The sequence below is a fragment of the Novosphingobium sp. 9 genome (genome assembly GCF_025340265.1).
GTDB lineage: Bacteria > Pseudomonadota > Alphaproteobacteria > Sphingomonadales > Sphingomonadaceae > Novosphingobium.
This window is the reverse complement of sequence record NZ_CP022707.1, coordinates 568,452-593,883: the sequence shown is the minus strand read 5'-3', so window position 1 is coordinate 593,883 and position 25,432 is coordinate 568,452. Positions and strand designations below refer to the sequence as shown.

Genomic DNA, 25,432 nt, shown 5'->3' with positions numbered 1-25,432 from the left:
CGACCGCAACGTTTCGCCGCGAGCCTCCTTCCCTAAAGCGGGCCAAAAGGAGAGAAATCGTGAGGCCCCTTCGGGGTCAAGGCGGTGCTCGGCCCCACCAATACCGGCAAGACGCACCTCGCGATCGAGCGGATGTGCGCTCATTCCAGCGGCATGATGGGCTTCCCGCTGCGCCTGCTGGCCCGCGAGGTCTACGACCGCGTGGTCAAGATCAAGGGCGAGGCCAGCGTCGCGCTGATCACCGGCGAGGAGCGGATCGAGCCACCCAAGGCCCGCTATTTCCTCTGTACGATGGAAGCTATGCCTGTCCTGAGCGGCCGGCCTGTCCGGCCAGCCGAAGGGCCGGTGCTCAGCGGCCGGCCCATCGACAAACACCGCCCCGCCGAAGACCAGCGCGACGTCGCCTTCGTCGGTATCGACGAGGCGCAACTGGGCGCCGACCGCGAGCGCGGGCATATCTTCACCGACCGCCTGCTCCATGCGCGCGGACGCGAGGAAACGATGATCCTGGGCTCCTCCACGCTGGAGCCGATGGTCAAGGCGCTGATCCCCGGCGCCGAGACGATCACCCGCCCGCGCTTCTCCACGCTCTCCCACGCGGGCGCCAAGAAGCTCAGCCGGATGCCGCCGCGCAGCGCCATCGTCGCCTTCTCGGTCGAGCAGGTCTATGCCATCGCCGAGATGCTGCGCCGCTTCCGGGGCGGTGCGGCCGTGGTGATGGGCGGCCTCAGCCCGCAGACGCGCAATGCGCAGGTCGCGCTCTACCAGTCGGGCGAGGTTGACTATCTGGTCGCCACCGACGCCATTGGCATGGGGCTGAACCTCGATGTCCAGCATGTCGCCTTCGCAGGGCTGTCCAAGTTCGACGGCCAGCGCCACCGCCGCCTGACGCCCGCCGAAATGGCCCAGATCGCCGGGCGCGCCGGACGCCACCAGACAGACGGCACCTTTGGCACGCTGTCAGGCTCCGGCGGCCACAATTCCGAGTTCGACGACGAGGAAGTCTATGCGATCGAGGAGCATCGCTTCGCGCCGATCACCCGCCTGTTCTGGCGCAATCCCGAGCCGCGCTTCGACACTCTGGCGACGCTGATCGCCGATCTCGAAACCCCGCCGTCGCGCCCCGAACTGGTGATCGCGCCCGAGGCCATCGACCTCGCCGTGCTCAAGCGGCTGGCCGACGATGCCGATCTGGTCGGCACCGTCTCTGGCGCAGGGCAGATCCGCCGCTTCTGGGAGGTCTGCCGCCTGCCCGACTTCCGCCAGCAGGGCGTGGAGGCCCATTCGCGCTTCGTCGCACGGCTGTGGCAGGACTTGCGCGACGGGCAGCTCGGTGCCGACTACATGGCAGCGCAGATCGCCCATCTCGACCGTACCGGCGGCGATATCGACACCTTGCAGGGCCGGATTGCCGCGATCCGCTCTTTCGCCTACATCGCGCAGCGTCCCGACTGGGTTCTGGCACGCGACGAAATGGCCGAACGTGCACGCGCAGTTGAGGCAAGGCTGTCAGATGCGCTACATGGCCGCCTTACCGAACGTTTCATCAATCGCCGGACGGCTATACTCATGAAAAATCTCGGCCCCGATTCAGGGCTGCTCTCGATCCGCCTCGAAGACGAGGAAGTCCTCGTCGAAGGCGAGCACATCGGCAGCCTTCGCGGCTTCACCTTCCATGTCGATCCGGGCACCCGCCTGACCGACCGCAAGCTGCTGCTGGCCGCTGCCGAACGCCACCTGCCCACCCTGCTCCAGACCCGCGCCACCACGCTGGCCGCTGCCATCGAGGCGGAACTTGGTGAAGACAAGACCGCGCCTGCCGCAGGGCTCTCGCTGGTCGACGGCGCGCTCGTCTGGGAAGGCGAGACCATCGCCCGCCTCAAGCCCGGCCGCACGCTGCTGACGCCCCAGCTCGCACCGGACCGCACGCTCGATCCGGTGCCCGCAGCGGAGCGCAAGGTACTGGTCGCGGCGCTGGAAAGCTGGCTGGAACGTGCGCTTGCCCCGCTCGCCCCGCTGGCGAAGCTGGACGAGGCAAGCCGCTCGGAAGAGGCCGGCCCGGAACTGCGCGCGCTGCTGATCACGCTGGTCGAGCGTTGCGGCATGACCCCGCGCGAGGATTCCGGTGTCGAGGGCATCGACAAGGAGCGCCGCTCGATGCTGGCGAAGCTGGGCGTGCGCGTCGGTGCGCTCGACCTGTTCGTCCCCGTGCTGCTGCGCTCGCATGTCATCGCGCTGTGGCGCCAGCTGGCGGTCGTCGCCGGGCGTCGTCCCGGTCCCGAGCCGGAAGCCGACATGCCGCCCGCACTTCCCGCCACGCGCGAAGGCCGCACGCCGGGCTATCGCTATCTCGGCAAGCAGCTGATCCGCCTCGACATGGCCGAAAAGCTGCTGCGCGAAGCCTATGAGGCTCGCAGCGCCAAGCGCGAAGCCGGAAAGGCTGCGAAGGGCGAGACGCCCAAGGTTGAAGACGTCAAGGTCGAGGCACATGCCGAGACGGCGGAAACAGCAACTGGCGAAGCGGCAGCCGATGAGACGGCTCAGGTCGCGCCTGCACCTAAGCCCACTGCCGCCCGCGCCAGAACCGCGATGCGAGCTTTACCCTCGATTCCGCCCGCGCGATCTCGATGGGCCTGACCGAGGCGAGCTTCGAGCGGCTGATGCGTACCGCAGGCTTCCAGCCCCAGCCCACCCGCGCGCTTGCCGAAGGCGCCTTCGGCCCCGCCGCACCGCTGCGCTGGCGCTGGCGTCCGGCCCGCCGCAATGATGGGCACCGCGATGGCGGCCCCCGTCAGGGCGAAGGGCGCGGCCCGCGCACCCCACGTGGAGAACGGGGCGGCGAACGACAGGGTGAGCGCCGTCAGGGCGAGAACCGCCGCAACGATGCGCGCAGGAACGGCCACGACAACAGGCCGGAACGCGGCGAGCGTCCGGCGCGTCAGGACAACCGTTCCGGCGATGCCCGGAACAAGCCGGGCAACAAGTCAGGTCGCCCCGAACGTCCCGGTGAGCCCGCGCGGGCACCCGGTGCTTTCGCGGCTCTGGCGGAACTGATGTCCCGCTGATCAGGAAGCGTCGGCGGGTCAGACCAAGAGGAGGCATATGCGGGTAGACAAGCTGCTCTGGTTCCTTCGACTGGCGAAGACCCGCCCGCTTGCCCAGGAGTGGGCACAGGCCGGTCACATGCGGCTCAACGGACGCCGCATCGACCGCGCCCACCAGAAAGTGGGATTGGGCGACGTGCTGACGCTTTCCACCCCCGCAGGGGTCCGCGTGATCGAGATCGTGGCGTTGCCCGAACGCCGCGGTCCCGCTCCGGAAGCGCAGGCCTGCTACAGAGTGCTTGACGGGAGGGGCATCCTTCCCATAGCAGCACCCGCTGATGGAGGCCCCGCGGGTGGGCCGGTACGGACCGTTGTGAAGGAAGAGCTGCAGCCATGACTTATGTCGTCACCGACAACTGCATCCGGTGCAAGTACATGGACTGCGTGGAAGTGTGCCCGGTGGACTGCTTCTACGAGGGCGACAACATGCTCGTCATCAACCCCAGCGAGTGCATCGACTGCGGCGTGTGCGAACCGGAATGCCCTGCCGAAGCGATCCTTCCCGACACCGAGAACGGCCTCGAAGCCTGGCTCGAGCTCAATGCCAAGTACTCGGCAGAGTGGCCCAACATCACCGTCAAGCGCGATCCGCCAGAGGATGCCGACGCGATGAAGGACGAGGAAGGCAAGCTCGAGAAGTACTTCTCGCCGGAGCCGGGCGAGGGCGACTGAACCCTTCCCAAGGCCTTCGGGGCTCTGTTGCCAGAGCCTCAACCGATTGCATTTCCAGAGGGTTAAGGCCGCGCTAACGTGCATGGCGCGCAAATACGCGCGTACCTCTGGCAATTTTGTCACATCGATGCTATATGATGGCTCAACTGTCCGGGCATTCGCGCTCGTGTGGCAGCTATCTTCATTGCGAGGCGGGATTCGAAAGCAAACGGTTGGGAGAGCAATCTGACCGGGTGGTGGAGGTTTTTACCGGCCTCCGCGTCGCACTGCCCGCGCTCTTTCCGCCGCCAAAACTGCAGCGAAATCCCGCAGGTGAAAGGACGATACATGGCAACCAAGGCTGACGCCTTCGATGTTGGAGACTACGTCGTTTACCCCAAGCACGGCGTGGGCCGGGTAATCGAACTGCAGCGGCAGGAAATCGCCGGCATGCAGCTTGAACTCTATGTGCTGCGATTCGAAAAAGAACGCATGACCCTCCGGGTTCCCTTCAATAAAGTGGAATCCATCGGCATGCGCAAGCTCTCTTCGGACAAGACGCTTCGCGAAGCGCTCGATACCCTGAAGGGCAAGCCCAAGGTCAAGCGCACCATGTGGTCGCGCCGCGCGCAGGAATACGAAGCGAAGATCAACTCGGGCGACCTCGTGTCGATCGCCGAAGTGACCCGCGACCTGTTCCGTGCCGACGACCAGCCCGAACAGAGCTATTCCGAGCGCCAGATCTTCGAGGCTGCGTCCTCGCGCCTCGCCCGCGAACTGGCGGCGATGGAAAAGACCGACGAACCGGCCGCCCTCCAGAAGATCCTCGCGATCCTCAACGAGTATGCGCCCAAGTATTACGAGAACGCTGAAACCGCCTGATCGCTCAAGCGGCTTCGCGCAAGAAAAGGGCCTTTCGTCTGCGGACGAGAGGCCCTTTTCTTTTAGAGATTGCCGGATGCGCGCGTTCGTGAAAGGCTCCGGCCTGTCATGAAACATGCCGCCCTGATCGCCTCGCTCGCCGCTCTGGCGCTGGCCCCTGCCCTCTCGGGCTGCATCGCGAAGACGGCGGTGAATGTCGTGACGCTGCCGGTCAAGGCGGGCAGCAAGGCCGTGGACTGGACCACCACCAGCCAGTCGGAATCCGATCGCAACCGCGGGCGCAAGATGCGCAAGCAGGAAGAGCAGATCGGCAAGCTGCAGAAGCAGTACGACCGGCACATGAAGCAGTGCAACCAGGGCGACGAACGGGCCTGCCAGACCGCGCGCGACGACTATGCCCAGATTCAGGGCCTGCGCACGCAGTACCCCTCCTAATCGGGCGGCGAGACTACCCCGCCTTCGTCAGCGCCCCGTCACGCCGCCGCGCGGCGCAGGCGGTCGTTGATCGCCAGGCCGATCCCGACATCGGGGATCGGCGCCACGGCAATGCGCGGCTGCGGGGCCGCAGCAGCCTCGTGCAGCAGCGCGTAGAGGCGCGCGGCGGCTTCGGCGAGATCGGCATCGGCAGAGAGCGTCGCATCGCCTGAGATCGCTCCGTAGCCGATGTGGAACTCGTCCGCTTCGGCCACTTCCGCCTCCAGCCGCACCGGCTTGCCCGGCGCGTAGTGGCTGGCAAGCTGCCCCGGCGCTTCGATCTCGTGCGATGTCACCGGCACCGGATCGCACCCCAGCACCTCGGCCAGTGCCTCCACCGTCAGCGGGCCGGGTCGCAGCAGTTGCCATGCTCCCTCCCCACGCAGCGCGACGATGGTGGATTCCAGACCGGCAGGACACGCGCCGCCATCGATCACCGCATCGATCCGCCCACCCAGCGATGCCACCACATGCGCCGCACACGAGGGGCTCACCCCGCCGCTGGCATTGGCCGAGGGCGCCGCGAGCGGCACCCCGCAGCGCGCGATCAGTTCGCGCATCGTCGGATGACCGGGGCAGCGCAACGCCACCGTGGGCAGCCCCGCCGTCACCGCAGGGGCAACCGGGGCGCCGTCGCGCAGCGGCAGCACCATCGTCAGCGGCCCCGGCCAGAAGGCATGGGCGAGCGCACGGGCGCGCTCGTCGAACACCGCGACTGTCTCTGCCTGCGCGAAATCGCTGACATGGACGATCAGCGGATTGAAACTCGGCCGCCCCTTGGCCCGATAGATCGCCGCCACCGTCTCGTCACGATCGGCCCGCCCGGCAAGGCCGTAGACCGTCTCGGTCGGCACCGCGACCAGCCCGCCGCCGCGCAGGATGACGGCAGCATCCTGAAGGCCTTCGGGCGTATCGGGCAGCAGGCGGGGCGCGTCGGTCTGGTTCATCGCCCTTGCGCTATCGCCAATCGCGGGTAATTCCAACAATTTCGGACGATGAATGTGTGATAGAGCAATAATTCATCAAACTTCCTGATATTTGCATTTGCAAATGCACGAATTTTCTGGTTCCAGCGCAACATCATGACCGAGACCCCCGATATCGCGGACGCCCTCGCCCGCATCGCCGCCGCGCTCGAACGCCTGGCGCCCCCTGCCCCGAAACGATCGACTGGACCGCGCACCCTGCCTACGTGTGGACCGGACACGAAGGCCGCCCGGTGCCCGTGCTCGAAGCGCCCCGGCTCGCGCTGCTGCAGGGCGTCGAGGCGCAGAAGGCCCGCGTGGTCGAGAACGTCACCCGCCTTGCCGCAGGTCATGCCGCGCACGACATGCTGCTGTGGGGATCGCGCGGCATGGGCAAGTCCGCGCTGATCCGCGCCTCGATCCGCGCCGCGCAAGACGCGCACCCCGGCGACATCGCGCTGGTGCAGGTGGCGCAGGAAGCGCTCTCCGGCGTCACCGCGCTGTTCACTCTGCTGGGCAAGGTGCCGGAGCGCCGCTTCCTCGTCTACATCGACGATCTGGGCTTCGAGGAAGGCGACAGCGCAGGGCCGCGCCTGCTGCGTTCGTGGCTGGAGGGCGGCGTCGAGGCGCGCCCCGCCAACGTGCGTCTGGCTGTCACCTCGAACCGCCGCGCCATCGTGCCGCGCGGCATGGCGGAGCAGGACGATCCCATCAACCCGCGCGACAAGGTGGACGACCAGCTTGCGCTGGCCGACCGCTTCGGCCTGTCGATCGGATTCCACGCCTGCGATCAGGATGCCTACCTCGCAATCATCCGGGGCTATGCGGAAACCTTCGGGCTCGACTGGGACGAAGGCGACGCGCTGCAATGGTCGCGCCTGCGCGGTGCGCGCTCGGGCCGTATCGCCTGGCAATACGTCAACGAACTGGCAGGCCGCGCCGGCAAGGTGCTCTGATTTGAAAAATGCCCTGACGGGCATTTTTGAATGCGGCACCGGCCCGCCCTCCCCCACCCTACCACCCGCAGGATACTACCGTTGGGAGGTAGGGTGGGGGCGCGGGCAGGTGCCGCAAAATTCGCCTTTCGCGAATTTTCAAACGAACTCTGAGCCCTACCTCCCCGATCCAGATGCGAAAAGGCCCGCCGGAGCAGAACTCCGGCGGGCCTTTTCCTGTTCGATCAGGCGATGCTCACTGACCGTCGGACGATTTCATCATCCCGCCCATCAGCATCTGCGGGGTGATCAGCGAAGGGTCCTTCAGCTCGGTCTGCGGCTTCATGTGGTCCGTCACGACCGGCTTGGGTGCCGGAGACGGCGCCGCGCCCGGCGCGATCACGCGCCAGATCATGCCTGCGGTATCGTCGCTGACCAGCAGGCTGCCGTCGTGGCCCCAGGTGAGCCAGACCGGACGGCCATGGGTATCGCCCTTGCCGTCGAGGAAGCCGCTCAGCACCGGCACCAGCATCGCTGCGGTCGCATTGCCCAGCGCATCGAACGGGACATAGACGACATCGTAACCCACTGCCGGGCGACGGTTCCACGAGCCATGGCGGGCGATGAAGGCGCCGTTGGCAAAGCCCGGCCCCAGACGCTCGCCACCCTTGGCGAAGGTCATGCCCAGCACGGCGGTATGCGCGCCCATCGCATAGCGCGGGCGACGGGTATAGTCGGTCATGCCGATCTGCATCGGATAGTTCGCACGGTCATCGAAATGGTCGCGCCAGTAGACCCACGGCCAGCCATACTGCGCGCCCACCGGAACGTCGGTGAGGTAGTCCGGCACCAGATCGGGGCCGAGCATGTCGCGCTCCTGCACCGTCGCCCAGAGCATGCCGGTCGACGGATTCCAGTCCATCCCGTTGGGATTGCGCATCCCCGCCGCATAAGGACGGTGCGAGCCCGTCTTGGTGTCGATCTCCCAGATCCCGGCGCGGCCCTTCTCGGCATCGAGACCGTTGTCGGCAACGTTGGTGCCCGAACCGACCGCGACATAGAGATGCGCGCCATCGGGGCTGAGCAGCAGATTGCGCATCCAGTGCTGGCCACCTGCGGGCAGGTCCATCAGCTTGCGCGGCGCGCTGGTCAGCTTGGTGGCGCCCGGCGTGAACGGGAAGGCGAGAACGGCATCGTGATCGGCGACGTAAAGCGTGCCATCGCCATAGGCCATGCCCGAGGGCGAGCGCATGTCAGCAGTGCGGAAGGTGAAGCGCTGTTCGGCCTTGCCGTCGCCATTGGCATCGCGAAGCAGCACGATGGTATCGGGAGACGCCTCGCCGGCGCCCACGCGCTTCATCATCCAGCGCGCCACCGCACCGGTGATCCCGCCGCCCTCGCGGCTGACCGCCGGGGCATTCGTTTCCGTCACCAGCACATCGCCATTGGGCAGCGTCAGCATTGTGCGCGGGTGATCGAGCCCTTCGGCAAAGCGGCTGACCGACAGCCCCTTGCCTGCATCGGGCTTGCCGTCCGCGCCCCAGCCCACCGTCTTGGGCAGGCTGACGCTCGGGAACCACTGCGGTGCCGGATCGACGAGCTTGGGGTCCGGCCCGGTCGTCGCCGTGGAGGGCAGGTCCGAGGAATTGGAATACTGCGTCCAGGCGAGCAGCGCCGCCAGCAGGACGAGAATGACGAGCAGCGCCAGCGCGCTTCGCTTGAGGATCGAGGCCATGGCCTTACAGATACGAGGCCATGCTCTAGGCGGCAACCTCGCTTTGGAGTATCGCAGCGCCCATGTACGATTTCAATCTCGCCCCCGATACGCCCAAGGCCGAACGCTATGACTACCTGCTCCAGTGCGCGAGCGCGCTGGTCGATGGCGAGCCCGATGGCGTGGCCAACATGGCCAACCTCGCCTCACTGATCTGGCAGCTGGTGCCCGATCTCAACTGGGCCGGGTTCTACCGCTCGGTCGAGGACGAACTGGTGCTCGGGCCGTTCGTCGGCAAGCCTGCCTGCATCCGTATCCCCTTCGGGCGCGGGGTGTGCGGCGCGGCAGCTTCTCAGGCTGCGACCCAGTTGGTGCCCGACGTCCACGCCTTCGAGGGCCATATCGCCTGCGACGCGGCAAGCCGTTCGGAGCTGGTGGTGCCGGTGATCCGCGAGGGCAAGGTGATCGCGGTGATCGACCTCGACAGCCCCGAGCCCAATCGCTTCGACAGCGAGGACGCCGACGGCATCGAGCGCCTCGCCGCGCTGGCCGCATCCTGTATCTGAGTAACAAAAGCCCGGCGGTTGTCCCGCTTCGGGGCAGCCGCCGAGCCCTGAAGATTTCCCGATCCTCATGGTGAATTTTGCGTTAAAGTCCGCATATGGACCGACACGCTATCGTTCGCCTGCGCAGCCTTTGCGCCCTTGCCCTCAGCTTCGCGGCACTGTCGGCCACGCCAGCCCTTGCAAAAGCTGTGGCGCCCGAGTCTGCTCCCGCACCGGCACCTGCCCCCATCCAGTTCAGCTTCGATCCCGCCGCGCGCGCCGCCTGGCTAGACGACTGCCACCGCCGCCTTGGCTATCGCGATGGTGCCGCCGGTTATGACAGTGGCGAGTGCGAGGCCTATCTCGACAGCTACGCCGCCCGCTACGAAGCGGCAGCGCGCGGGGAGCCGGGATACGTCTATGGCTATGCGCCGGGCATGGTGCCGGTGATGATGGTTCCCGTAGCCCCCTCGGGTGCGCAATCCACTCCCGCGCCGGTCCAGCAGCCTACCGCAGCATCCCCTGCGGCAGCGCACAGCAGCCCGGTGATCGACTATGCCTATGTCGATACCGGCTCCAGACTGTCGCCCGGCAGCAAGGCGCCGCTACGGCGCTGATACGAAAAAGGGCCGCGCGATGCAGCCCTTCCCTGTTCGATCACAGCGGTCGAAATTACCGTCGCCGGATCAGATCCCGCCGCCGGTAAGCCGCTGGCATACCAGATCGAGCTGATCGAGCGTGGCATAGCGGATCGAGACGGTGCCCGAACGCGGATCGGCATCGGCATCGATCTTCACCGGCAGGCCGAGAAATTCCTCAAGGTGCTGTTCCATCGCCGCGATATCGGCATCCTGCGTGGAACTGCGCGCGGTGCGGGCGCGGCGCGGTTCGGTGGTGCCGCGCGCCTTCTTGCGCACCAGCTTCTCGATCTCGCGCACCGACATCTGCCTGGCGATGGCCGCCTCGGCGATCTCGAACGCACCCTCGCAACCGATCAGCGCGCGAGCATGCCCCATCGACAACTCACCGGTCTCGACCAGCCCGATCACATCGTCGGGGAGCGCCAGCAGGCGCTGGAAGTTGGCGACATGGCTGCGGCTCTTGTCGACCATGCGGGCGATCTCGGCCTGAGTCATGCTCTCCGATTCGGCGAGGCGCTGATAGGCGCGGGCCTCTTCGATCGGGTTGAGATCCTCGCGCTGGAGGTTCTCGATTAGCGCCAGCGCCATCACCTCGCGCTCGGTCAGTTCGCGGACCAGCGCCGGAATCTCGTGGAGGTGCGCCTTCTGCGCCGCGCGCCAGCGACGCTCACCGGCGACGAGCTGGTACTTGCCACCCGGTATCGGTCGCACGATCACGGGCTGGATCACCCCGCGCTGCTCGATCGAGGCAGCCAGTTCGCCCAACGCCTCCTCGTTGAAGATGCGGCGCGGCTGATCGGGATGCGGCACGATATCGGCAATCGTCAGAACCGCCAGACCGCCGACGCGCGGCGTCGCCACCGCGCCCGAATTGTGTCCTGCACCCGCAACTGGTTCCTCGCGCCGCGTCTCGCCCAGCAGTGCGCCAAGGCCGCGCCCGAGACCCTTGGGCTTCTGGCGAGGCGTCACCGGACTTTGCGGCGGCGTGATGCGGATGATGGAATCGTCGTTCATGCCGCTTTCCTCTTTTCGGGCAGTCGTGTGATCAGCTCGCGGGCCAGCGCCATATAGGCGCGGCTACCGGCGCAGGCATGATCGTAGATAAGCGCCGGAACGCCATGGCTGGGCGCTTCCGACAGGCGCACATTGCGCGGGATCACTGTCTCGAACACCAGCTGCCCCAGCACCGAGCGCACATCCTCGGAAACCTGATCGGTCAACCGGTTGCGGCGGTCGTACATCGTCAGGGCAATGCCGATGATGCCGAGTTCTGGATTGAAGCGCTGCTGCACCCGCTCCACCGTCTGCAACAGCTGGCTCAGCCCTTCGAGCGCGAAGAACTCGCACTGGAGCGGGACCAGCAACGTATCGGCAGCGGTCAGCGCATTCAGCGTCAGCAGACCCAGCGAAGGCGGGCAATCGATCAGACAGACGTCGTAGGGATTTTCGACCGAGAGCGCCTTGCCCAGACGATGCGTGCGATCCTCCGCACTCACCAGCTCCACCTCGGCGCCGGACAGATCGACGGTCGCGGGCAAGAGGTCGAGGTTGGGGATCGACGTCCCCACCACGCACTGGCGCAGCGGCGCGCCATCGACCAGCAGGTCGTAAGTCGAATATTCGCGATCCGCCGCCGAAACGCCGATCCCGGTCGAGGCATTGCCCTGCGGATCGAGATCGACCAGCAGGGTGTTCCAGCCCGTTGCCGCAAGGGCCGTAGCCACGTTGATGGCGGTGGTGGTCTTGCCGACTCCGCCCTTCTGGTTGGCAATGGCGATACGGATCATCTGGTCCTGTCCTTCCCGTCGGTCAGCGTACCGACGATGATGCCTGCCTGCGGGTCCGTCAGGGACTGTTCCACGTGGAACATGTGCCGCCACTTGCGAAGGTCGTCCAATTCTTGCTGTGCAGACCGCCCCTTGGGCAACACCCAAATCGTTTCGCTTGTGGAAAATCGGGCAGACAATGCGAGAAGTTTGTCGAGCGGTGCAAAGGCGCGCGCGGAAACCACACTCACGTCGCGCGATTCGACCAGTTCAAGACGGCTGCCGACCACCTGCGCGCGGTCCAGGCCCATCGCGATCCGCGCCCGGTCGAGCCAGTCGATGCGGCGGGCCCGCGATTCGACCATCACCACTTCCAGGTCCGGGCGCAGGGCGGCTACCGCTAGGCCGGGGAAACCAGCACCGGTGCCAAGGTCGAGCCAGACGCCGGATGTTTCACGTGGAACATGGGCCAGCAGCTGCGCGCTGTCGACGATATGGCGTTGCCACACCTGATCAAGACTGGCGGCAGAGACGAGGTTCTGCACCTTGTTCTCTTCCACCAGCATCGCGATCAGCGTCTCGATCCGCTCGCGCGCAGTGGCATCGTATTCGGGGCGCGCTGCCAGCCAGGCCTGCGCTTCGCTCTCATTGGTAATCATGCTGCCTCCCGCCGGGCATGGACGAGCAGCGCGGCGAGCGCGGCGGGCGTGATGCCCGGTACGCGCCCTGCCGCCGCCAGCGTCGCCGGTCGCGCCGACGTCAGTCTCTCGACCATCTCGTGCGACAGGCCCGGTACCTGATCGTAAGGAAAATCGTCTGCCAGTCGCAGTGTTTCGCTGGCCCGCAAGTCGCGCAGTTCGCGCTCCTGCCGGTCGAGGTACGGCGCATATTCGGCATCCTCGACCAGCTCTTCGAGCAGATCGGGATCGGCACCTTCCGCCCCGTCGATCCACGGCAGCAGATGTGCCAATTCGATGCCGCCGAACCGCAGCCATTCGCGCACCGGCAGGCGCCCCTGATCGGTACGGACCGGCAAGCCCTGCGCGACGAGATCGACGGCGCCGACCTTTGTATCGAACGCCGATTCCAGCGCTGCACGCTGCTCGCCACGCTGCGCGAACCACGCGCATCGTTCCGCCCCGACCGTCCCCGCCGCGATCGCCAGAGGGGTCAGCCGGGTCGAGGCGTTGTTGGCACGAAGGCGGAGGCGATATTCGGCCCGCGCGGTCAGCATGCGATAGGGCTCGCTCACCCCGTGCAGCGTCAGGTCATCGATCATCACCGCCATATAGGAGTTTGCGCGGTCGATGGGCGCCGCTTCGCGCCCGAGCACTTTGGCCGCCGCGTGCATCCCTGCGACCAGTCCTTGCGCTGCCGCTTCCTCGTATCCCGTCGTGCCGTTGATCTGGCCCGCGCAGTAGAGCCCCGGCATATCGCGCAGTTCCAAACTGTGCCGCAGCGCACGCGGATCGATGTGATCGTATTCCACCGCATAGCCCGGCACCGCCATCTCGACGCGCTCAAGCCCGTCCATCGAGCGCATCATCGCCAGTTGCACATCGGTCGGCAACGAGGTGCTGACCCCGTTGGGATAGACCAGCGGCGTCGTCAGGCCCTCCGGCTCCAGGAATATCTGGTGGCTGTCACGATCGGCGAAACGATGGATCTTGTCCTCGATCGACGGACAATAGCGCGGACCACGCGCGCCGATAGCACCACTGAACAGCGGCGAGCGATCGAGGTTGGCGCGGATCAGATCGTGCGTGTGGGCATTGGTCCGCGTGACGGCACAGAACACTTGCGGGACAGTGCGACGCGCGCCCCCGTCCTGCCCTTCGGTATTCGGTGCGCCGAGCGCCGACATCGTCCAGTGCTCGCCATCGGAAGGCTGCACTTCCAGACGTGCCCAGTCGATGGTGCGCCCATCGAGGCGCGGCGGTGTTCCGGTCTTGAGGCGGGCCATCGGCAGGTCCGCATCGCGAAGGCGCGCAGCAAGGCGCTGGGCCGAGGCCTCGCCGATCCGTCCGCCGGTCAGTCGCTCCTCGCCCCGGAACAGCGTGCCGCCCAAGAACGTGCCGGTGCACAGCACGACCGCCCCGGCGCTCAGCCGCGAGCCGTCCGCCAGTTCGATGCCGCACACCGCGCCGCCCTCGACGATCAGGTCCGCCGCCTCGCCACCGACGATGGTGAGGTCGCCCTGACACGCCAGCAGGTGATGGATCGCCGCCTTGAACAGCGCTCGGTCGGCCTGCACGCGCGGGCCCTGCACCGCACTGCCCTTGGAGCGGTTGAGCATGCGATAATGGATGGCCGAGGCATCGGCGGCGCGGGCGATAAGGCCGTCGAACGCGTCAACCTCTCGCACGAGGTGGCCCTTGCCGAGGCCGCCGATGGCCGGGTTGCAGCTCATCGCGCCGATGGTGGCGGGATCGAAGCTGACGAGCGCGGTGCGCGCACCCATGCGGGCCGCGACAGCCGCAGCTTCGCAGCCGGCATGGCCGCCGCCGATCACGATAACGTCGAAGGAATGCATTTCGACTTCGCGCTTACGCCAGTCCACGACTCCGGTCAAAGTGCAAACGCGATTTTACCCGCGCAAATGTTCCACGTGGAACATCACTTGCCGATGCAGAAGCGTCCGAACAGGGCATCGAGCATGTCCTCTGTCGCTGCACGCCCGGTCAGCGCATCGAACGCCAGACGCGCCAGACGCAGCCCTTCGGCGACCACCAGCGGATCATGCGCCGACAGGGCAATGGCAAGCCCATCGACCGCCTCGCCGATCGCTTTGGCCTGCCGCGCATTGAGTGCCACCGCGCCGGGCTTCGGCAAGGTGCCTCGCGCGTGTTCGACCAGATCGCGGCGCAGGGAGTCCAGTCCCTCCCCCGTCGCGGCGGACAGCCGATGGCGGGGCGCGCGTTTCTCCGAAGTGCCTTCGCGGTCGATCTGCGCGGCGATTTCCCAACTTCCCTCCGGCCCTTCGCCTTCAGGGCCAAGCCAGAGCACCAGGTCGGCCCGACCGAGTTCCGCTCTGGCGCGATCGATACCGATGGCCTCGATGGCGTCGCCCGTTTCGTCGCGCAGACCGGCGGTATCGCCGAACACGAAGGCGACGCCGCCGATGGCGACCGCGCGGGTCAGGACGTCGCGCGTGGTGCCCGCCAGCGGAGAGGTGATCGCCGCCTCATCCTCGACCAGTGCATTGAACAGCGTGGACTTGCCCGCGTTGGGTGGCCCCGCCAGCACAACGCGGAAGCCCTCCTTGAGCACCTCGGCGCGAGGGCGAGTGAGCCAGTCGGAAAGTTCCACGTGAAACATTGCGAGGCGTTCTGCGAAGGCAGGCGGAAGTCCCTCGACGTCATCCTCGTCCGCGAAATCGAGCGCCGCCTCGACCAGTGCCGAGAGCGTCAGCACCTCGGCGCGCCACCTTTCGACCTCGCGCGAAAGCGCGCCGCCCGCCAGTGCCACCGCATTCTGGCGCTGGAGTTCCGTTTCTGCAGAAAGCAGATCGGCCAGCCCTTCGGCCTCGGCAAGATCCATCCGGCCATTGGCGAAAGATCGCCGGGTGAACTCACCCGCCTCCGCCGGACGCAGACCGGGTATCGCCGCCAGCGCCGCTTCGACAGCGCGAACAACCGCACGGCCGCCATGGAGATGCAATTCGGCAAGGTCCTCACCCGTCGCCGTCGCAGGCCCCGGAAACCACAGCACCAGCGCGTGATCGAGCAGCGCTCCGTTCTCGTCGCGTAAAGGACGAAAACTCGCCCGGCGCAGCTCGGGCAAACGCCCGCCGCACAGCGCGGCAAGGGCCGTGCCGGCCTGCGGTCCGCTCACGCGCACAACGGCTATCGCTGCGGGTGGCGAACCACTCGACAGCGCGAAGATCGTATCGGTCATGGATGATGCAAAGCGCGGGCAGGCGCTCGCGTCAATCGTCCTTGCGCGGCTTGCTGCCCGAAGTGCCCATTCCCGCTCCGCCCATCGCCATCGCGGCACCGCTTTCGAGGAACTGCTGGAACATCTTGAGGCCGAACTGTCCCATCGGCGCAATCTGCTTGGACAGTTCCTGCATCTGCTCAAAGCTGCCCACGCCCTTCATCGCGTTGGTCAGCGCCTCGACATAGACCTCGTTCGCGCGGGTCACATCGGGAAGGCCGAGAAAGCGGCGCGCCTCTTCCGGCGTGCATTCGACTTCGACATTCATCTTCATCGTCGTCTCTCCCCGATGGCCCCGGAACCTTATCGACCCTCATGTGCTGACACATGCGCGTCGCAAAGTCCATCGCCGCGCTTTTGCAAGTGCCAAGTGCCGGAAACAGTGGGCAAAGCCATCGCATCGTCCTAGCCTGAGCCGAAACCCCGACCAGAACCAAAAACGGGAGACGACCATGACATATTCATCGCAGGTGCCCACCGCGCCCTGCCCGCGTGCGGAGGTCTGACAGACCATGGCCCCTCTGCCCCGCTACACCGTTCCGGCCCTGCTGCTGCTGTTGACCGCGCTTTTCGCCCTCGTTCCCCTGCTGCACTGGTGGCTGATCCTGAGCGTGCCGCTGCTGCTGATCGCCGTCTGGGACTTCGCGCAGGACCGCCATGCGCTGCGCCGCAACTACCCGCTGATCGCCCGCGTGCGCTGGCTGTTCGAGGACCTGCGCCCGTTCCTGCGCGCCTACATCGTCGAGGGCGACCGCGAAGGGCGCCCTTACACCATCGAGGAACGCGGCCTCGTCTATGCCCGCGCCAAGGGTACCATAGACTCGCACCCGATGGGCACCGAGCTGGACGTCTATTCCGAGGAATACGAATGGCTTGGGCATTCGATCGCGCCGAACGAGAAGGCCCCGCCTTCGTGGCACACCCGCATCGGTTCGACCCGCGCCAAGCCCTATGACAGTGCGCTGCTCAACATCTCGGCGATGAGCTTCGGCTCATTGTCAGGCAATGCCATCGAGGCGCTCAACAAGGGTGCAGCGCTCGGCGGATTCGCGCATGACACCGGCGAAGGATCGATAAGCCGCTATCACCGCAAGCACGGCGGCGACCTGATCTGGGAACTGGGCAGCGGCTATTTCGGATGCCGCCACAAGGACGGCTCGTTCAACCCCGAACTCTTCGCCGAGCAGGCCGCCGACCACCAGGTCAAGATGATCGAGATCAAGCTGAGCCAGGGCGCCAAGCCCGGCCACGGCGGCGTCCTTCCCGGCCCCAAGGTGACGCCCGAGATCGCCGAGGCGCGCAAGGTGGAAGTGGGCGAGGATTGCCTCTCCCCTGCCGGTCACTCGACCTTCTCCACGCCCATCGGCCTGCTCGAATGGGTGGAGCAGTTGCGCGAGCTGTCGGGCGGCAAGCCGACCGGGTTCAAGCTCTGCGTCGGTCAGCCGCATGAGATCATGGCGATCGTGAAGGCCATGGTCGAAACCCGGATCACGCCCGATTTCATCGTCGTCGACGGGGCCGAGGGCGGCACCGGCGCCGCGCCGCAGGAGCTGACGGACAATGTCGGCATGCCGCTGCGCGAGGGACTGACGCTGATGCGCAACGCGCTGGTGGGCGTCAACCTGAAGTCGCAGATCCGTCTGGGTGCCTCGGGCAAGATCCATTCCGGCGCCGGAATGGCCCGTGCCTTCGCCATGGGCGCGGACTGGTGCAACGCTGCGCGCGCCTTCATGTTCTCGCTGGGCTGCGTCCAGTCGATGAAGTGCCACACCGGCAATTGCCCCACCGGCGTCGCCACCCAGAGCGAGTGGCGCCAGCGCGGGCTGGTGGTGGACGACAAGGCCGAGCGCGTCGCCCGCTTCCACCACGAGACGCTGAAGGCCCTCCGCGAGATCGTCGTCGCCATGGGCTATCGCAGCCCTTGGGAACTGAGCCCGCACGACATGTACCAGCGGATCGACAGCGCCAAGGCGGGGCCGCTCGATGAAGTCTACGAGTTCCTGCAACCCGGTGAACTGCTGGCCGATCCCCTCGCCACGCAATACGCCCACGCCTGGAAGGTCTCGCGCGCGGACACCTTCCGCCGCGTGACCTGAGCCCAACGGAGTAGTTCCAATGACCCAGCCATACCGCATGATCGCCCATCGGCACGGCGGCCCCGAGGTGATCGAGCGCGAGGACTTCGCCGTCCCCACGCCCGCTCCCGGCCAGATCGTCATCGCGACCGAGGCGGTAGGACTGAACTTCATCGAGACGTACTTTCGCAAGGGTCTCTATCCGGGGCCGCTGCCGGTGCAGTTCGGCACCGAAAGCGTTGGGCGGATCGTCGCGCTGGGAGAAGGCGTCTCGGGTTTCGCCATGGGTGAGCGCGTGGGCTGCTGCGTCGGCAGCAACGGCGCCTATGCAACTCACCGGGTAATCGAGGCCGCGCGCGCGATCCCGATCCCCGATGCGATCTCGCCCGAGATTGCCGCAGCGGTGCTGCTCAAGGGCCTGACCACCTGCTACCTGGCCGAGGATACCTATCCGGTCACGGCAGGCACCGTGGCGCTCGTCCATGCGGCGGCAGGCGGTGTCGGCTCGCTGCTGGTGCCCTGGCTGACCGACAAGGGCGCAACGGTGATCGCCCACTGCGGCAGCGCCGAAAAAGCCGCGAGCGTGCCGACCGAGCACTCGCTCCACGGCCCCTTTGATACGCTGCCCGAGGCCGTGCGCGCGATCACCGGCGGGGCGATGTGCCATGTCGTCTACGATGGCGTCGGCAAGACATCGTGGAACGCCTCGCTCGCCTGCCTGCGCCCGCGCGGGCTGATGGCGAGCTTCGGCAATGCCTCGGGCGCGGTGGGCGAGATCACCCCGCTCGACCTGATGCGCGGCGGCTCGCTGTATCTCACCCGGCCTACGCTGGCGGACTACGTGGGCACACCCGAGGCACTGCGGATCGCGTCCGCCAAGCTGTTCGACCGGATCGCCAGCGGCGTACTCGTCCCGAAGATCGGGCGCACTTTCGCGCTGGCCGAAGCGGCCGAGGCACACCGGGCGCTGGAGAACCGGGAGACGACGGGGTCTACGGTGCTGGTTCCGTGAAGGAGTGGAAGTGATTACGCAGGGGAGCATAGCCCCCCTGCACCCCCTTTACGTCTTCCGACGCAAGGTCTTATTTAGGATCGATGGAAGCGCTCCGAGGCACTTTTAAGCGCGTTCAGGATAGCAGGGTGATGATACCCAGCTGCGGGTCCACGAAGCCTTCGTAGATCATCTTGACGGCCACATAGACGATCACCGCAAGGCCCACCCAGGCGATCCAGCGGTAACGGTCGATATACTTGGCGATCACATTCGCCGCCACGCCCATCAGCGCCACAGCCACGATCAGGCCGACGATCAGGATACCGGGATGGTCGCGCGCGGCGCCCGCCACCGCCAGCACGTTGTCGATCGACATCGACACGTCCGCCAGCGCCACGGAGAACACCGCCGCGCCGAAGCTCTTGGATGCGGTGAGGCCGGAATGCTCGTCGCCGTCCACTTCGGGAGAACCTGCGGAACCCTGCGCGCGGGTCTCGCGGTACATCTTCCAGGCGACCCACAGCAGCAGCAGCCCACCTGCGAACACCAGCCCGACAATGCCGAGCAGCCAGGTGACGATCAGCGCAAAGCCGATGCGCATCACCAGCGCGGCAAGCACACCGATAGTGATGACCTTGCGGCGCTGGTCAGCAGGAAGGCCCGCCGCAAGGGCACCGACGACGATCGCATTGTCGCCCGCCAGCACCACGTCGATCATCAGCACCTGCACGAAGGCAGACAGCGCGGCGGGCGATCCCAGGTTCGAGAAATCGGTGACGATGTGCTGCCAGATCTCCGCCGGGCCACCCATCGCGGGGGCCGAAGCGGAGGCTGTTGCTGCCAGTAACGTCAGGATGCTCATGACCGGGATCGCCCCCCTTTTTTGGTTCCAGCGTATGGTTCCGGCGAAGAACCCTTACTGGTTCATCGTCGAGAAGAAGTCCTCGTTGGTCTTGGAGTCCTTCATCTTGTCGAGCAGGAACTCCATCGCATCGACGGTGCCCATCTGCATGAGGATGCGGCGCAGCACCCACATCTTGGTGAGCTGGTCCTTCGGCACCAGCAGCTCTTCCTTGCGGGTGCCCGACTTGCCGACGTCGAGCGCCGGGAAGATGCGCTTGTCCGCCACCTTGCGGTCGAGGACGATTTCCGAGTTACCGGTGCCCTTGAACTCTTCGAAGATGACCTCGTCCATGCGGCTGCCGGTATCGATCAGGGCCGTGGCGATGATCGAGAGCGAACCGCCCTCCTCGATGTTGCGCGCCGCACCGAAGAAGCGCTTGGGGCGCTGCAGGGCGTTGGCGTCGACACCGCCGGTCAGCACCTTGCCCGACGAGGGGACAACGGTGTTGTAGGCGCGGCCCAGACGGGTGATCGAGTCGAGCAGAATCACCACGTCGCGCTTGTGCTCGACAAGGCGCTTGGCCTTCTCGATCACCATTTCGGCGACCTGGACGTGACGCTGCGCGGGCTCGTCGAAGGTCGAGGAGATCACCTCGCCCTTCACGCTGCGCTGCATGTCGGTGACTTCCTCGGGGCGTTCGTCGACCAGCAGGACGAGCAGGAACACCTCGGGGTGATTGTCGGTGATCGCCTTGGCGATGTTCTGCAGCAGCACGGTCTTACCGGTGCGCGGCGGCGCGACGATCAGCGCGCGCTGGCCCTTGCCCTGCGGCGAGATGAGATCGATCACGCGGCTGGACTTGTCCTTGACCGTGGGGTCCAGGTTGTCGAGCTTGAGGCGCTGATCGGGATAGAGCGGCGTCAGGTTGTCGAAGTTGACGCGGTGGCGCACCGCATCGGGATCGTCGAAGTTGACGCTCTGCAGCTTGGTGATGGCGAAGTAGCGCTCGCCCTCCTTGGGGGCGCGGATTTCGCCTTCCACGGTATCGCCGGTGCGCAGGCCCCATTTGCGGACCTGATTGGGCGAGACATAGATATCGTCGGGACCGGCGAGATAGTTCGCTTCCGGGTTGCGTAGGAAGCCGAAGCCATCGGTCAGCACTTCGATGGTGCCCTGCCCGATGATTTCCTCGCCATCCTCGGCCACTTCCTTGAGGATCGCGAAGATCAGATCCTGACGGCGCAGCGTCGAGGCGCTTTCAACGCCCATGTCTTCGGCCATTTCGACCAGTTCGGCCGACGACTTCTTCTTGAGTTCTTTGAGATGCATTTTCGTGTGTCTTGTTTTTATTCCGGAGTGGAAGAGGGTTCGGCCGACAATTTTTTTGAAAAGCGGATTTTCGTAAAACGCGAAGGATCGAAAGGCTTGGGGAAAGCGGATCCGGGTGGCGTTCCGGGTTCCCGTGGAACCCATTGCCGGACGCGCTTCAAATAAGCGCGCCGGTGCCTTTGGTCAACGGATGATCTTCGGACGGAGGCCCGACCGGGGCAGACCGAGTCTGCCTGACCGCGCAGCCCGACAGGGTCACAGAGTTCCAGATACGAAAAAGCGCGCGGAAGGCCAGTTTCCCCCGCGCGCCTTTTCTCGGCAAATTCGCTTGTTCAGAAGGGTTTAACGACAACCAGCACGACGATCAGCACTGCCGCGATGCTCGGCACTTCGTTCAGCATGCGCAGTGCCTTGCCCGAGAGCGGACGTTCACCGCGCGCCAGCTTCTTCGCATAGCCGACCAGCCAGCCATGATAGCCCGAAAGCAGCACCACCAGCAGGAGCTTGGCATGGAGCCACGGCGCCATCCAGAAGCCCATCGCGGTTGCCAGCAGCACCCCGAACACCCAGACCGCGATCAGCGAAGGCGTCAGGATGATCGTGCGCAGCTTGGCCTCGCGGTCGATCCAGCGCGCTTCCTCGGGCGAACCGGGCTCAGCCTCCTGATGATAGACGAAATAGCGCGGCAGCATGAACAGGCCTGCCATCCAGAAGATCACGAAGATGATGTGACCCGCCTTCAGCCACGGATAGATCGACTGCAGAAACTCCATGAAACATCCCTTGGGCGCGGCCGCGCCTCTCTGGTCCAGCCCTTTTCAGGCCCCTTACGTCCTGTAACCCTGACCTTTCCTGAACGTTGCCGCTCGGGTCAAGGCGCATTCAGTCCACGCTGCGCACCACATCGAGCAGCCGCTGGACATGCTCGATCGGGGTGAACTGGCCGATGCCATGGCCCAGATTGAAAACATGGGGACGATCGGCGAAGGCATCGAGCACGCGGCGGGCTTCCAGTTCCAGCGAGGCGCCGCCTGCCAGCAGCACCAGCGGATCGAGATTGCCCTGCACGGGAAGCCCTTGTGGCAGTTCGCGCGCGGCCCACACCGGGTCTATCGTCTCGTCGATCCCCACGGCATCGACTCCGGTCTCGCGGGCATAGGCGAGGAGTTTCTCGCCCGCGCCCTTGGGGAAGCCGATCACCGGCACACTGGGATGGCGGCGGTGAATCTCGGCGGCGATCCGCGCATTGGGGGCGATGACCCAGCGCTCGAATTCGGACGGAGCCAGAGTCCCGGCCCAGCTGTCGAACAGTTGCACCGCTTCGGCACCTGCGGCGATCTGGCCGGAGAGATACTCGATCGTGACTTCCACGATGGCATCGATGATCGCCTGGAACGCTTGCGGATCGCGCCAGGCCATCGCCCGCGTTTCTGCCTGATCCCGACTCCCTTCGCCTGCGACCATATACGTCGCCACCGTCCAGGGACTTCCCGCAAAGCCCAGCATCGTCACCTCACCCGGAAGGTCGGCAACGACGCGCTTCACGGTGTCATAGATCGGAGAGAGTCTCTCCGGCACGGCGGTGAGCGAGGACAGCGCGTGATCGACCAGCTTGGGAGAGAGCTTGGGGCCTTCGCCCGCCAGGAATTCCAGCCCCTGCCCCATCGCATAAGGCACGATCAGGATGTCGGAAAACAGGATCGCGCCGTCGAAGCCGAAACGGCGGATCGGCTGGAGGGTGATTTCGGCGGCGGCGGCGGAATCATAGACCAGCGCGAGGAAGCCGCCCTTCTCGGCCCGAAGCGCGCGATATTCGGGGAGATAGCGTCCTGCCTGACGCATGAGCCACACCGGGCGGCGGCGGATATTTTCGCCGCGCAGGGCGTTCAGGAGAGGTCCGGGCATTGCGTTTCGGGTCCGATCAAAAAAAATAAGAGATTCTTGAATTAAGGATTCAGGAGTTGTTGGGCCTGTGGAAATCGGGGATTGCGGGTCCTTGCCCGATTTGTCCCGAAATGAACAGGCTGCCTGCGTTTTGCGACTCTCGACAGAGTCAGAGTCAAAGCAAAGTTATGAGTCTTATCCCCAGCCTGTGGGAAGAGTCCTGGGCCTGTCCAAAAGCCGTCGGGGAATCGGTGGGTGCGGGGATGGAATCGTGGTTGCGAGTTGTCACCGGAACTATCCCGTGGTTTATGCCGCCCTCTATCCACAGCCCTTCCCACAGCACCCGGTACTCCCTGACTCATGGCGCGTTTTCACCTGCATCTGCTTTCGGACTCCACTGGCGAGACGCTGGAAATGATCGCCAAGGCGGCGCTGGCGCAGTTCGATGACAGCGATGTCCTGCGCCATTTCTGGCCGATGGTGCGCTCGCAGCAGCACCTCGACCGGATCATGGGCGAGATCGCCGCGAACCCCGGCCTCGTGTTCTTCACGCTGGTCAACGAGGAGACGCGCGGGCGGCTGGAGGCGCGCTGTCAGGCGCTGGGCCTGCCCGCGATCGCCGTGCTCGACGGTGTGACCGATGCGCTCGAAGCGCTGCTGGGGCAGGAAGCCAAGGGCCGTCCCGGTCGCCAGCACCAGCTGGACGAGGCCTATTTCGCGCGCGTCGATGCGATCCAGTTCACCATCGCCCATGATGACGGCATCGCGTGGGAAGACTGGGAGGAGTGCGACATCGTGCTCGCGGGCGTCTCGCGCACGTCCAAGACGCCGACCTCGATCTATCTCGCCAATCGCGGGTACAAGGTCGCGAACATTCCCATCGTGGTCGAAAGCCCGCCGCCGCCTTCGCTGTTCGGGCTGAAGCGCCCGCTGGTCGTCGGACTGACCACGGCGTCCGAGCGGCTGATCCAGATCCGTCGCAACCGCCTGCTCTCGCTCAGCCAGTCGCCCGATACCGACTATGTGCAGGTCGAGATGGTCGAGCAGGAGCTGAAATATGCGCGGCGCATGTTCGCGGACAATTCCTGGCCGGTGATCGACGTCTCGCGCCGCTCCATCGAGGAGACGGCGGCGGCGATCATCAACCTCTATAACGAGCGCCGCGCGGCGGGCACGCAGGGCCAGACCGGCCCGAAGCCGATCTGAAAGAGCCAAGACGATGCTGATCCTCGCCTCGCAAAGCGCCTCGCGCCGCGCCATGCTCGAAGCCGCCGGTATCGCGCACGAGCCGATCCCTGCGCATATCGACGAACGCGCGCTGGAGGCCGGCCTCGGCGATGCGCCGCCCGAAAAGATCGCCCTCGCCCTCGCCCGTGCGAAGGCGCAGGCGATCAGCGCGCAAGCTGAGGGCCGCCTCGTGCTCGGCAGTGACAGTCTCGTCGAGTGCGAAGGCCGCCGGTTCGACAAGCCGGGCAGTCGCGAAGGTGCTGCGGAGCATTTGCGCTTCTTCTCGGGCAAGGTCATGCGCCTGCACAGCGCGGCGGCGCTGGTGCGCGACGGCAAGGTGGTGTGGGAAGCGCCCGCGCGCGCCGACCTGCACGTCGCGCCGTTGAGCGAGGCCTTCATCGAGACCTATCTCGATGCCGAATGGCCCGCCATCGCCGGGTGCGTGGGCTGTTTCCGCATCGAGGCGCGCGGCGTGCAGCTGTTCGAGCACATCGAAGGCGACTATTTCACGATCCTGGGCATGCCGCTGCTGAAGGTGCAGGCGGCGCTGCGCCAGCTGGGAGATCTCGACGCGTGACCGATACCGTTCCTTATGCAGAAGTGATCGGCGATCCGATCGCGCAGTCGAAATCGCCTGCGATCCACAATTTCTGGCTGGGCAAGCTCGGCCTCGAAGGGCGCTACGATCACTGCCTCGTCCATGTCGACGATCTGGCCGATTACATCGCCCGCCGCCGGGCCGATCCGCTGTGGCGCGGGTGCAATGTGACGATGCCGCACAAGCAGCTGGTGCTGCCGATGATGGACCGCCTCGATCCGCTGGCCGAGCGCATCGGCGCGGTGAACACCGTGGTGCGCGAGGCCGACGGCTCGCTGACCGGCTACAACACCGACGCTTCGGGATTTCTCGAACCGCTGCGGCCCCGTCTTGCCGAAACGCACCTGTTCCGCATGGCCCGCGTGATCGGCACCGGCGGCGCTGCGCGCGCGATCGTTGCGGGGCTGACGGCGGAGGGCTTCGTCGTGGTGCTGGCGGGGCGCGAGGCAGAGCGGGCGCAGGACCTGCTCGCCGAGGTTGCGCTGGGTGACGATCACCACGCCATCGCCACCGAACATTTCGCCACGCCCACCGATTTCGCCTTCGACGACCGCGAGCAGCTGTTCGATCTGGTGGTGAACGCCAGTGCGCTGGGCATGACCGGCCAGCCGCCGCTGCCGTTCGACTTCAGCCACGCGCCGCCGAACAGCGTCGTCTACGATATCGTCACCAGCCCGCTCGACACCCAGTTCCTGAAAGCCGCGCGGGCGGCGGGGTTCGAGACGATCGATGGTCTTTCCATGCTGATCGGGCAGGCGGACGAGGCCTTCGCGCGCTTCTTCGGCGCTCGCCCCCGCGCGAGCACGACGCCGATCTGCGCCGCCTGATCCTGTCGTAAGGAGGCGGGCGTGCCTGGCCCGAAAACGAC

24 protein-coding genes and 2 pseudogenes are annotated in these 25,432 nt (G+C 66.1%); 14 read left to right on the top strand and 12 right to left on the bottom strand.

Features of this window, described 5'->3' with window-relative positions:
• Positions 1-132: 132 nt before the first annotated feature.
• The 6 genes from CI805_RS02930 (at position 133) to CI805_RS02905 (ending at position 5,072) form a co-directional block, all read left to right on the top strand.
• Positions 133-2,637, top strand: coding sequence for a helicase-related protein (locus CI805_RS02930; RefSeq protein ID WP_260927741.1), 2,505 nt, complete (start codon positions 133-135; stop codon positions 2,635-2,637).
• Positions 2,628-3,065: a hypothetical protein gene (locus tag CI805_RS02925; RefSeq protein ID WP_260926120.1), complete on the top strand. Its 438-nt coding sequence runs from the start codon at positions 2,628-2,630 to the stop codon at positions 3,063-3,065. The genes CI805_RS02930 and CI805_RS02925 overlap by 10 nt, the downstream gene beginning before the upstream one ends.
• A gap of 37 nt (positions 3,066-3,102) precedes the next feature.
• Positions 3,103-3,441: an RNA-binding S4 domain-containing protein gene (locus CI805_RS02920; protein ID WP_260926117.1), complete on the top strand. Its 339-nt coding sequence runs from the start codon at positions 3,103-3,105 to the stop codon at positions 3,439-3,441.
• Positions 3,438-3,776 (top strand): ferredoxin FdxA, encoded by a 339-nt coding sequence (gene fdxA, locus CI805_RS02915; RefSeq protein WP_260926114.1) that lies wholly within the window; start codon positions 3,438-3,440, stop codon positions 3,774-3,776. The genes CI805_RS02920 and fdxA overlap by 4 nt, the downstream gene beginning before the upstream one ends.
• Before the next feature lie 327 nt (positions 3,777-4,103).
• Positions 4,104-4,637, top strand: a complete 534-nt coding sequence (locus tag CI805_RS02910; protein ID WP_260926111.1) for a CarD family transcriptional regulator — start codon at positions 4,104-4,106, stop codon at positions 4,635-4,637.
• 108 nt (positions 4,638-4,745) lie between these two features.
• The gene (locus CI805_RS02905; protein WP_260926109.1) at positions 4,746-5,072 is read left to right on the top strand and encodes a hypothetical protein; all 327 of its coding nucleotides are present in this window, start codon (positions 4,746-4,748) and stop codon (positions 5,070-5,072) included.
• 38 nt (positions 5,073-5,110) lie between these two features.
• On the opposite strand, the gene CI805_RS02900 is transcribed toward CI805_RS02905, so the two are convergent.
• Positions 5,111-6,058 carry an L-threonylcarbamoyladenylate synthase gene (locus CI805_RS02900; protein WP_260926107.1) on the bottom strand — a complete coding sequence of 316 codons (948 nt, stop codon included), beginning with the start codon at positions 6,056-6,058 and terminating at the stop codon, positions 5,111-5,113.
• Positions 6,059-6,193: 135 nt separating this feature from the next.
• On the opposite strand from CI805_RS02900, the pseudogene CI805_RS02895 reads away from it, so the two are divergent.
• Positions 6,194-7,032: pseudogene (locus CI805_RS02895) on the top strand (ATP-binding protein).
• A gap of 235 nt (positions 7,033-7,267) precedes the next feature.
• On the opposite strand, the gene CI805_RS02890 reads toward CI805_RS02895, so the two are convergent.
• Entirely contained in the window at positions 7,268-8,746 is a 1,479-nt protein-coding gene (locus CI805_RS02890) for a PQQ-dependent sugar dehydrogenase (RefSeq protein ID WP_260926105.1), read from the bottom strand.
• A gap of 62 nt (positions 8,747-8,808) precedes the next feature.
• On the opposite strand from CI805_RS02890, the gene CI805_RS02885 reads away from it, so the two are divergent.
• Both CI805_RS02885 and CI805_RS02880 read left to right on the top strand, forming a co-directional pair.
• On the top strand, positions 8,809-9,291 hold the full coding sequence (locus CI805_RS02885; RefSeq protein WP_260926103.1) for a GAF domain-containing protein: 483 nt from the start codon (positions 8,809-8,811) through the stop codon (positions 9,289-9,291).
• A gap of 95 nt (positions 9,292-9,386) precedes the next feature.
• Complete coding sequence (locus CI805_RS02880) at positions 9,387-9,887, top strand: hypothetical protein (protein ID WP_260926101.1); 501 nt, start codon at positions 9,387-9,389, stop codon at positions 9,885-9,887.
• A 69-nt stretch (positions 9,888-9,956) separates the two neighbouring features.
• On the opposite strand, the gene CI805_RS02875 is transcribed toward CI805_RS02880, so the two are convergent.
• The 6 genes from CI805_RS02875 to CI805_RS02850 all read right to left on the bottom strand — a co-directional run bounded on the left by CI805_RS02875 (position 9,957) and on the right by CI805_RS02850 (position 15,887).
• Positions 9,957-10,925, bottom strand: a complete 969-nt coding sequence (locus tag CI805_RS02875) for a ParB/RepB/Spo0J family partition protein (RefSeq protein WP_260926097.1) — start codon at positions 10,923-10,925, stop codon at positions 9,957-9,959.
• Positions 10,922-11,698 (bottom strand): ParA family protein, encoded by a 777-nt coding sequence (locus CI805_RS02870; protein WP_260926094.1) that lies wholly within the window; start codon positions 11,696-11,698, stop codon positions 10,922-10,924. Before CI805_RS02870 ends, CI805_RS02875 begins: the two co-directional genes overlap by 4 nt.
• Positions 11,695-12,336, bottom strand: a complete 642-nt coding sequence (gene rsmG, locus CI805_RS02865) for a 16S rRNA (guanine(527)-N(7))-methyltransferase RsmG (RefSeq protein ID WP_260926091.1) — start codon at positions 12,334-12,336, stop codon at positions 11,695-11,697. Before rsmG ends, CI805_RS02870 begins: the two co-directional genes overlap by 4 nt.
• Positions 12,333-14,210: a tRNA uridine-5-carboxymethylaminomethyl(34) synthesis enzyme MnmG gene (gene mnmG, locus CI805_RS02860; protein WP_260927740.1), complete on the bottom strand. Its 1,878-nt coding sequence runs from the start codon at positions 14,208-14,210 to the stop codon at positions 12,333-12,335. The genes rsmG and mnmG overlap by 4 nt, the downstream gene beginning before the upstream one ends.
• Before the next feature lie 83 nt (positions 14,211-14,293).
• A complete protein-coding gene (gene mnmE, locus CI805_RS02855; RefSeq protein ID WP_260926088.1) occupies positions 14,294-15,574 on the bottom strand; it encodes a tRNA uridine-5-carboxymethylaminomethyl(34) synthesis GTPase MnmE in 1,281 nt (426 codons plus the stop codon).
• Between the two features lie 31 nt (positions 15,575-15,605).
• A complete protein-coding gene (locus CI805_RS02850; RefSeq protein ID WP_260926085.1) occupies positions 15,606-15,887 on the bottom strand; it encodes a DUF6489 family protein in 282 nt (93 codons plus the stop codon).
• 238 nt (positions 15,888-16,125) lie between these two features.
• Here CI805_RS02850 and CI805_RS02845 point away from each other — a divergent pair, with 238 nt between their 5' ends.
• Entirely contained in the window at positions 16,126-17,709 is a 1,584-nt protein-coding gene (locus CI805_RS02845) for an FMN-binding glutamate synthase family protein (RefSeq protein WP_260926081.1), read from the top strand.
• Positions 17,710-17,728: 19 nt separating this feature from the next.
• Positions 17,729-18,700, top strand: coding sequence for a quinone oxidoreductase family protein (locus tag CI805_RS02840; protein ID WP_260926078.1), 972 nt, complete (start codon positions 17,729-17,731; stop codon positions 18,698-18,700).
• Between the two features lie 115 nt (positions 18,701-18,815).
• Here the strand turns inward: CI805_RS02840 and CI805_RS02835 are convergent, their stop codons facing one another.
• The 4 genes from CI805_RS02835 to hemE all read right to left on the bottom strand — a co-directional run bounded on the left by CI805_RS02835 (position 18,816) and on the right by hemE (position 22,760).
• On the bottom strand, positions 18,816-19,544 hold the full coding sequence (locus CI805_RS02835) for a TerC family protein (RefSeq protein ID WP_260926075.1): 729 nt from the start codon (positions 19,542-19,544) through the stop codon (positions 18,816-18,818).
• A 54-nt stretch (positions 19,545-19,598) separates the two neighbouring features.
• Positions 19,599-20,855, bottom strand: a complete 1,257-nt coding sequence (gene rho / locus CI805_RS02830) for a transcription termination factor Rho (RefSeq protein ID WP_260926072.1) — start codon at positions 20,853-20,855, stop codon at positions 19,599-19,601.
• A gap of 332 nt (positions 20,856-21,187) precedes the next feature.
• Positions 21,188-21,628 carry a CopD family protein gene (locus CI805_RS02825; RefSeq protein WP_260926069.1) on the bottom strand — a complete coding sequence of 147 codons (441 nt, stop codon included), beginning with the start codon at positions 21,626-21,628 and terminating at the stop codon, positions 21,188-21,190.
• Positions 21,629-21,737: 109 nt separating this feature from the next.
• Positions 21,738-22,760 (bottom strand): uroporphyrinogen decarboxylase, encoded by a 1,023-nt coding sequence (gene hemE, locus CI805_RS02820; protein ID WP_260926066.1) that lies wholly within the window; start codon positions 22,758-22,760, stop codon positions 21,738-21,740.
• 339 nt (positions 22,761-23,099) lie between these two features.
• On the opposite strand from hemE, the gene CI805_RS02815 reads away from it, so the two are divergent.
• The 3 genes and pseudogenes from CI805_RS02815 (at position 23,100) to CI805_RS02805 (ending at position 25,402) form a co-directional block, all read left to right on the top strand.
• The gene (locus tag CI805_RS02815; protein ID WP_260926063.1) at positions 23,100-23,945 is read left to right on the top strand and encodes a pyruvate, water dikinase regulatory protein; all 846 of its coding nucleotides are present in this window, start codon (positions 23,100-23,102) and stop codon (positions 23,943-23,945) included.
• A gap of 13 nt (positions 23,946-23,958) precedes the next feature.
• Positions 23,959-24,543: a Maf family protein gene (locus tag CI805_RS02810; protein ID WP_260926061.1), complete on the top strand. Its 585-nt coding sequence runs from the start codon at positions 23,959-23,961 to the stop codon at positions 24,541-24,543.
• Positions 24,540-25,402 (top strand): annotated as a pseudogene (locus tag CI805_RS02805) (shikimate dehydrogenase family protein). The gene CI805_RS02810 and the pseudogene CI805_RS02805 overlap by 4 nt, the downstream one beginning before the upstream one ends.
• Positions 25,403-25,432 lie beyond the last annotated feature (30 nt).

Excerpts from the sequence above, each read along its gene's own strand:
- CI805_RS02930 (WP_260927741.1), top strand. The coding sequence starts at position 133 with ATGTGCGCTCATTCCAGCGGCATGATGGGCTTCCCGCTGCGCCTGCTG.
- CI805_RS02925 (WP_260926120.1), top strand. The coding sequence starts at position 2,628 with ATGGGCCTGACCGAGGCGAGCTTCGAGCGGCTGATGCGTACCGCAGGC.
- CI805_RS02920 (WP_260926117.1), top strand. The coding sequence starts at position 3,103 with ATGCGGGTAGACAAGCTGCTCTGGTTCCTTCGACTGGCGAAGACCCGC.
- fdxA (WP_260926114.1), top strand. The coding sequence starts at position 3,438 with ATGACTTATGTCGTCACCGACAACTGCATCCGGTGCAAGTACATGGAC.
- CI805_RS02910 (WP_260926111.1), top strand. The coding sequence starts at position 4,104 with ATGGCAACCAAGGCTGACGCCTTCGATGTTGGAGACTACGTCGTTTAC.
- CI805_RS02905 (WP_260926109.1), top strand. The coding sequence starts at position 4,746 with ATGAAACATGCCGCCCTGATCGCCTCGCTCGCCGCTCTGGCGCTGGCC.
- CI805_RS02900 (WP_260926107.1), bottom strand. The coding sequence starts at position 6,058 with ATGAACCAGACCGACGCGCCCCGCCTGCTGCCCGATACGCCCGAAGGC.
- CI805_RS02890 (WP_260926105.1), bottom strand. The coding sequence starts at position 8,746 with ATGGCCTCGATCCTCAAGCGAAGCGCGCTGGCGCTGCTCGTCATTCTC.
- CI805_RS02885 (WP_260926103.1), top strand. The coding sequence starts at position 8,809 with ATGTACGATTTCAATCTCGCCCCCGATACGCCCAAGGCCGAACGCTAT.
- CI805_RS02880 (WP_260926101.1), top strand. The coding sequence starts at position 9,387 with ATGGACCGACACGCTATCGTTCGCCTGCGCAGCCTTTGCGCCCTTGCC.
- CI805_RS02875 (WP_260926097.1), bottom strand. The coding sequence starts at position 10,925 with ATGAACGACGATTCCATCATCCGCATCACGCCGCCGCAAAGTCCGGTG.
- CI805_RS02870 (WP_260926094.1), bottom strand. The coding sequence starts at position 11,698 with ATGATCCGTATCGCCATTGCCAACCAGAAGGGCGGAGTCGGCAAGACC.
- rsmG (WP_260926091.1), bottom strand. The coding sequence starts at position 12,336 with ATGATTACCAATGAGAGCGAAGCGCAGGCCTGGCTGGCAGCGCGCCCC.
- mnmG (WP_260927740.1), bottom strand. The coding sequence starts at position 14,210 with ATGCATTCCTTCGACGTTATCGTGATCGGCGGCGGCCATGCCGGCTGC.
- mnmE (WP_260926088.1), bottom strand. The coding sequence starts at position 15,574 with ATGACCGATACGATCTTCGCGCTGTCGAGTGGTTCGCCACCCGCAGCG.
- CI805_RS02850 (WP_260926085.1), bottom strand. The coding sequence starts at position 15,887 with ATGAAGATGAATGTCGAAGTCGAATGCACGCCGGAAGAGGCGCGCCGC.
- CI805_RS02845 (WP_260926081.1), top strand. The coding sequence starts at position 16,126 with ATGGCCCCTCTGCCCCGCTACACCGTTCCGGCCCTGCTGCTGCTGTTG.
- CI805_RS02840 (WP_260926078.1), top strand. The coding sequence starts at position 17,729 with ATGACCCAGCCATACCGCATGATCGCCCATCGGCACGGCGGCCCCGAG.
- CI805_RS02835 (WP_260926075.1), bottom strand. The coding sequence starts at position 19,544 with ATGAGCATCCTGACGTTACTGGCAGCAACAGCCTCCGCTTCGGCCCCC.
- rho (WP_260926072.1), bottom strand. The coding sequence starts at position 20,855 with ATGCATCTCAAAGAACTCAAGAAGAAGTCGTCGGCCGAACTGGTCGAA.
- CI805_RS02825 (WP_260926069.1), bottom strand. The coding sequence starts at position 21,628 with ATGGAGTTTCTGCAGTCGATCTATCCGTGGCTGAAGGCGGGTCACATC.
- hemE (WP_260926066.1), bottom strand. The coding sequence starts at position 22,760 with ATGCCCGGACCTCTCCTGAACGCCCTGCGCGGCGAAAATATCCGCCGC.
- CI805_RS02815 (WP_260926063.1), top strand. The coding sequence starts at position 23,100 with ATGGCGCGTTTTCACCTGCATCTGCTTTCGGACTCCACTGGCGAGACG.
- CI805_RS02810 (WP_260926061.1), top strand. The coding sequence starts at position 23,959 with ATGCTGATCCTCGCCTCGCAAAGCGCCTCGCGCCGCGCCATGCTCGAA.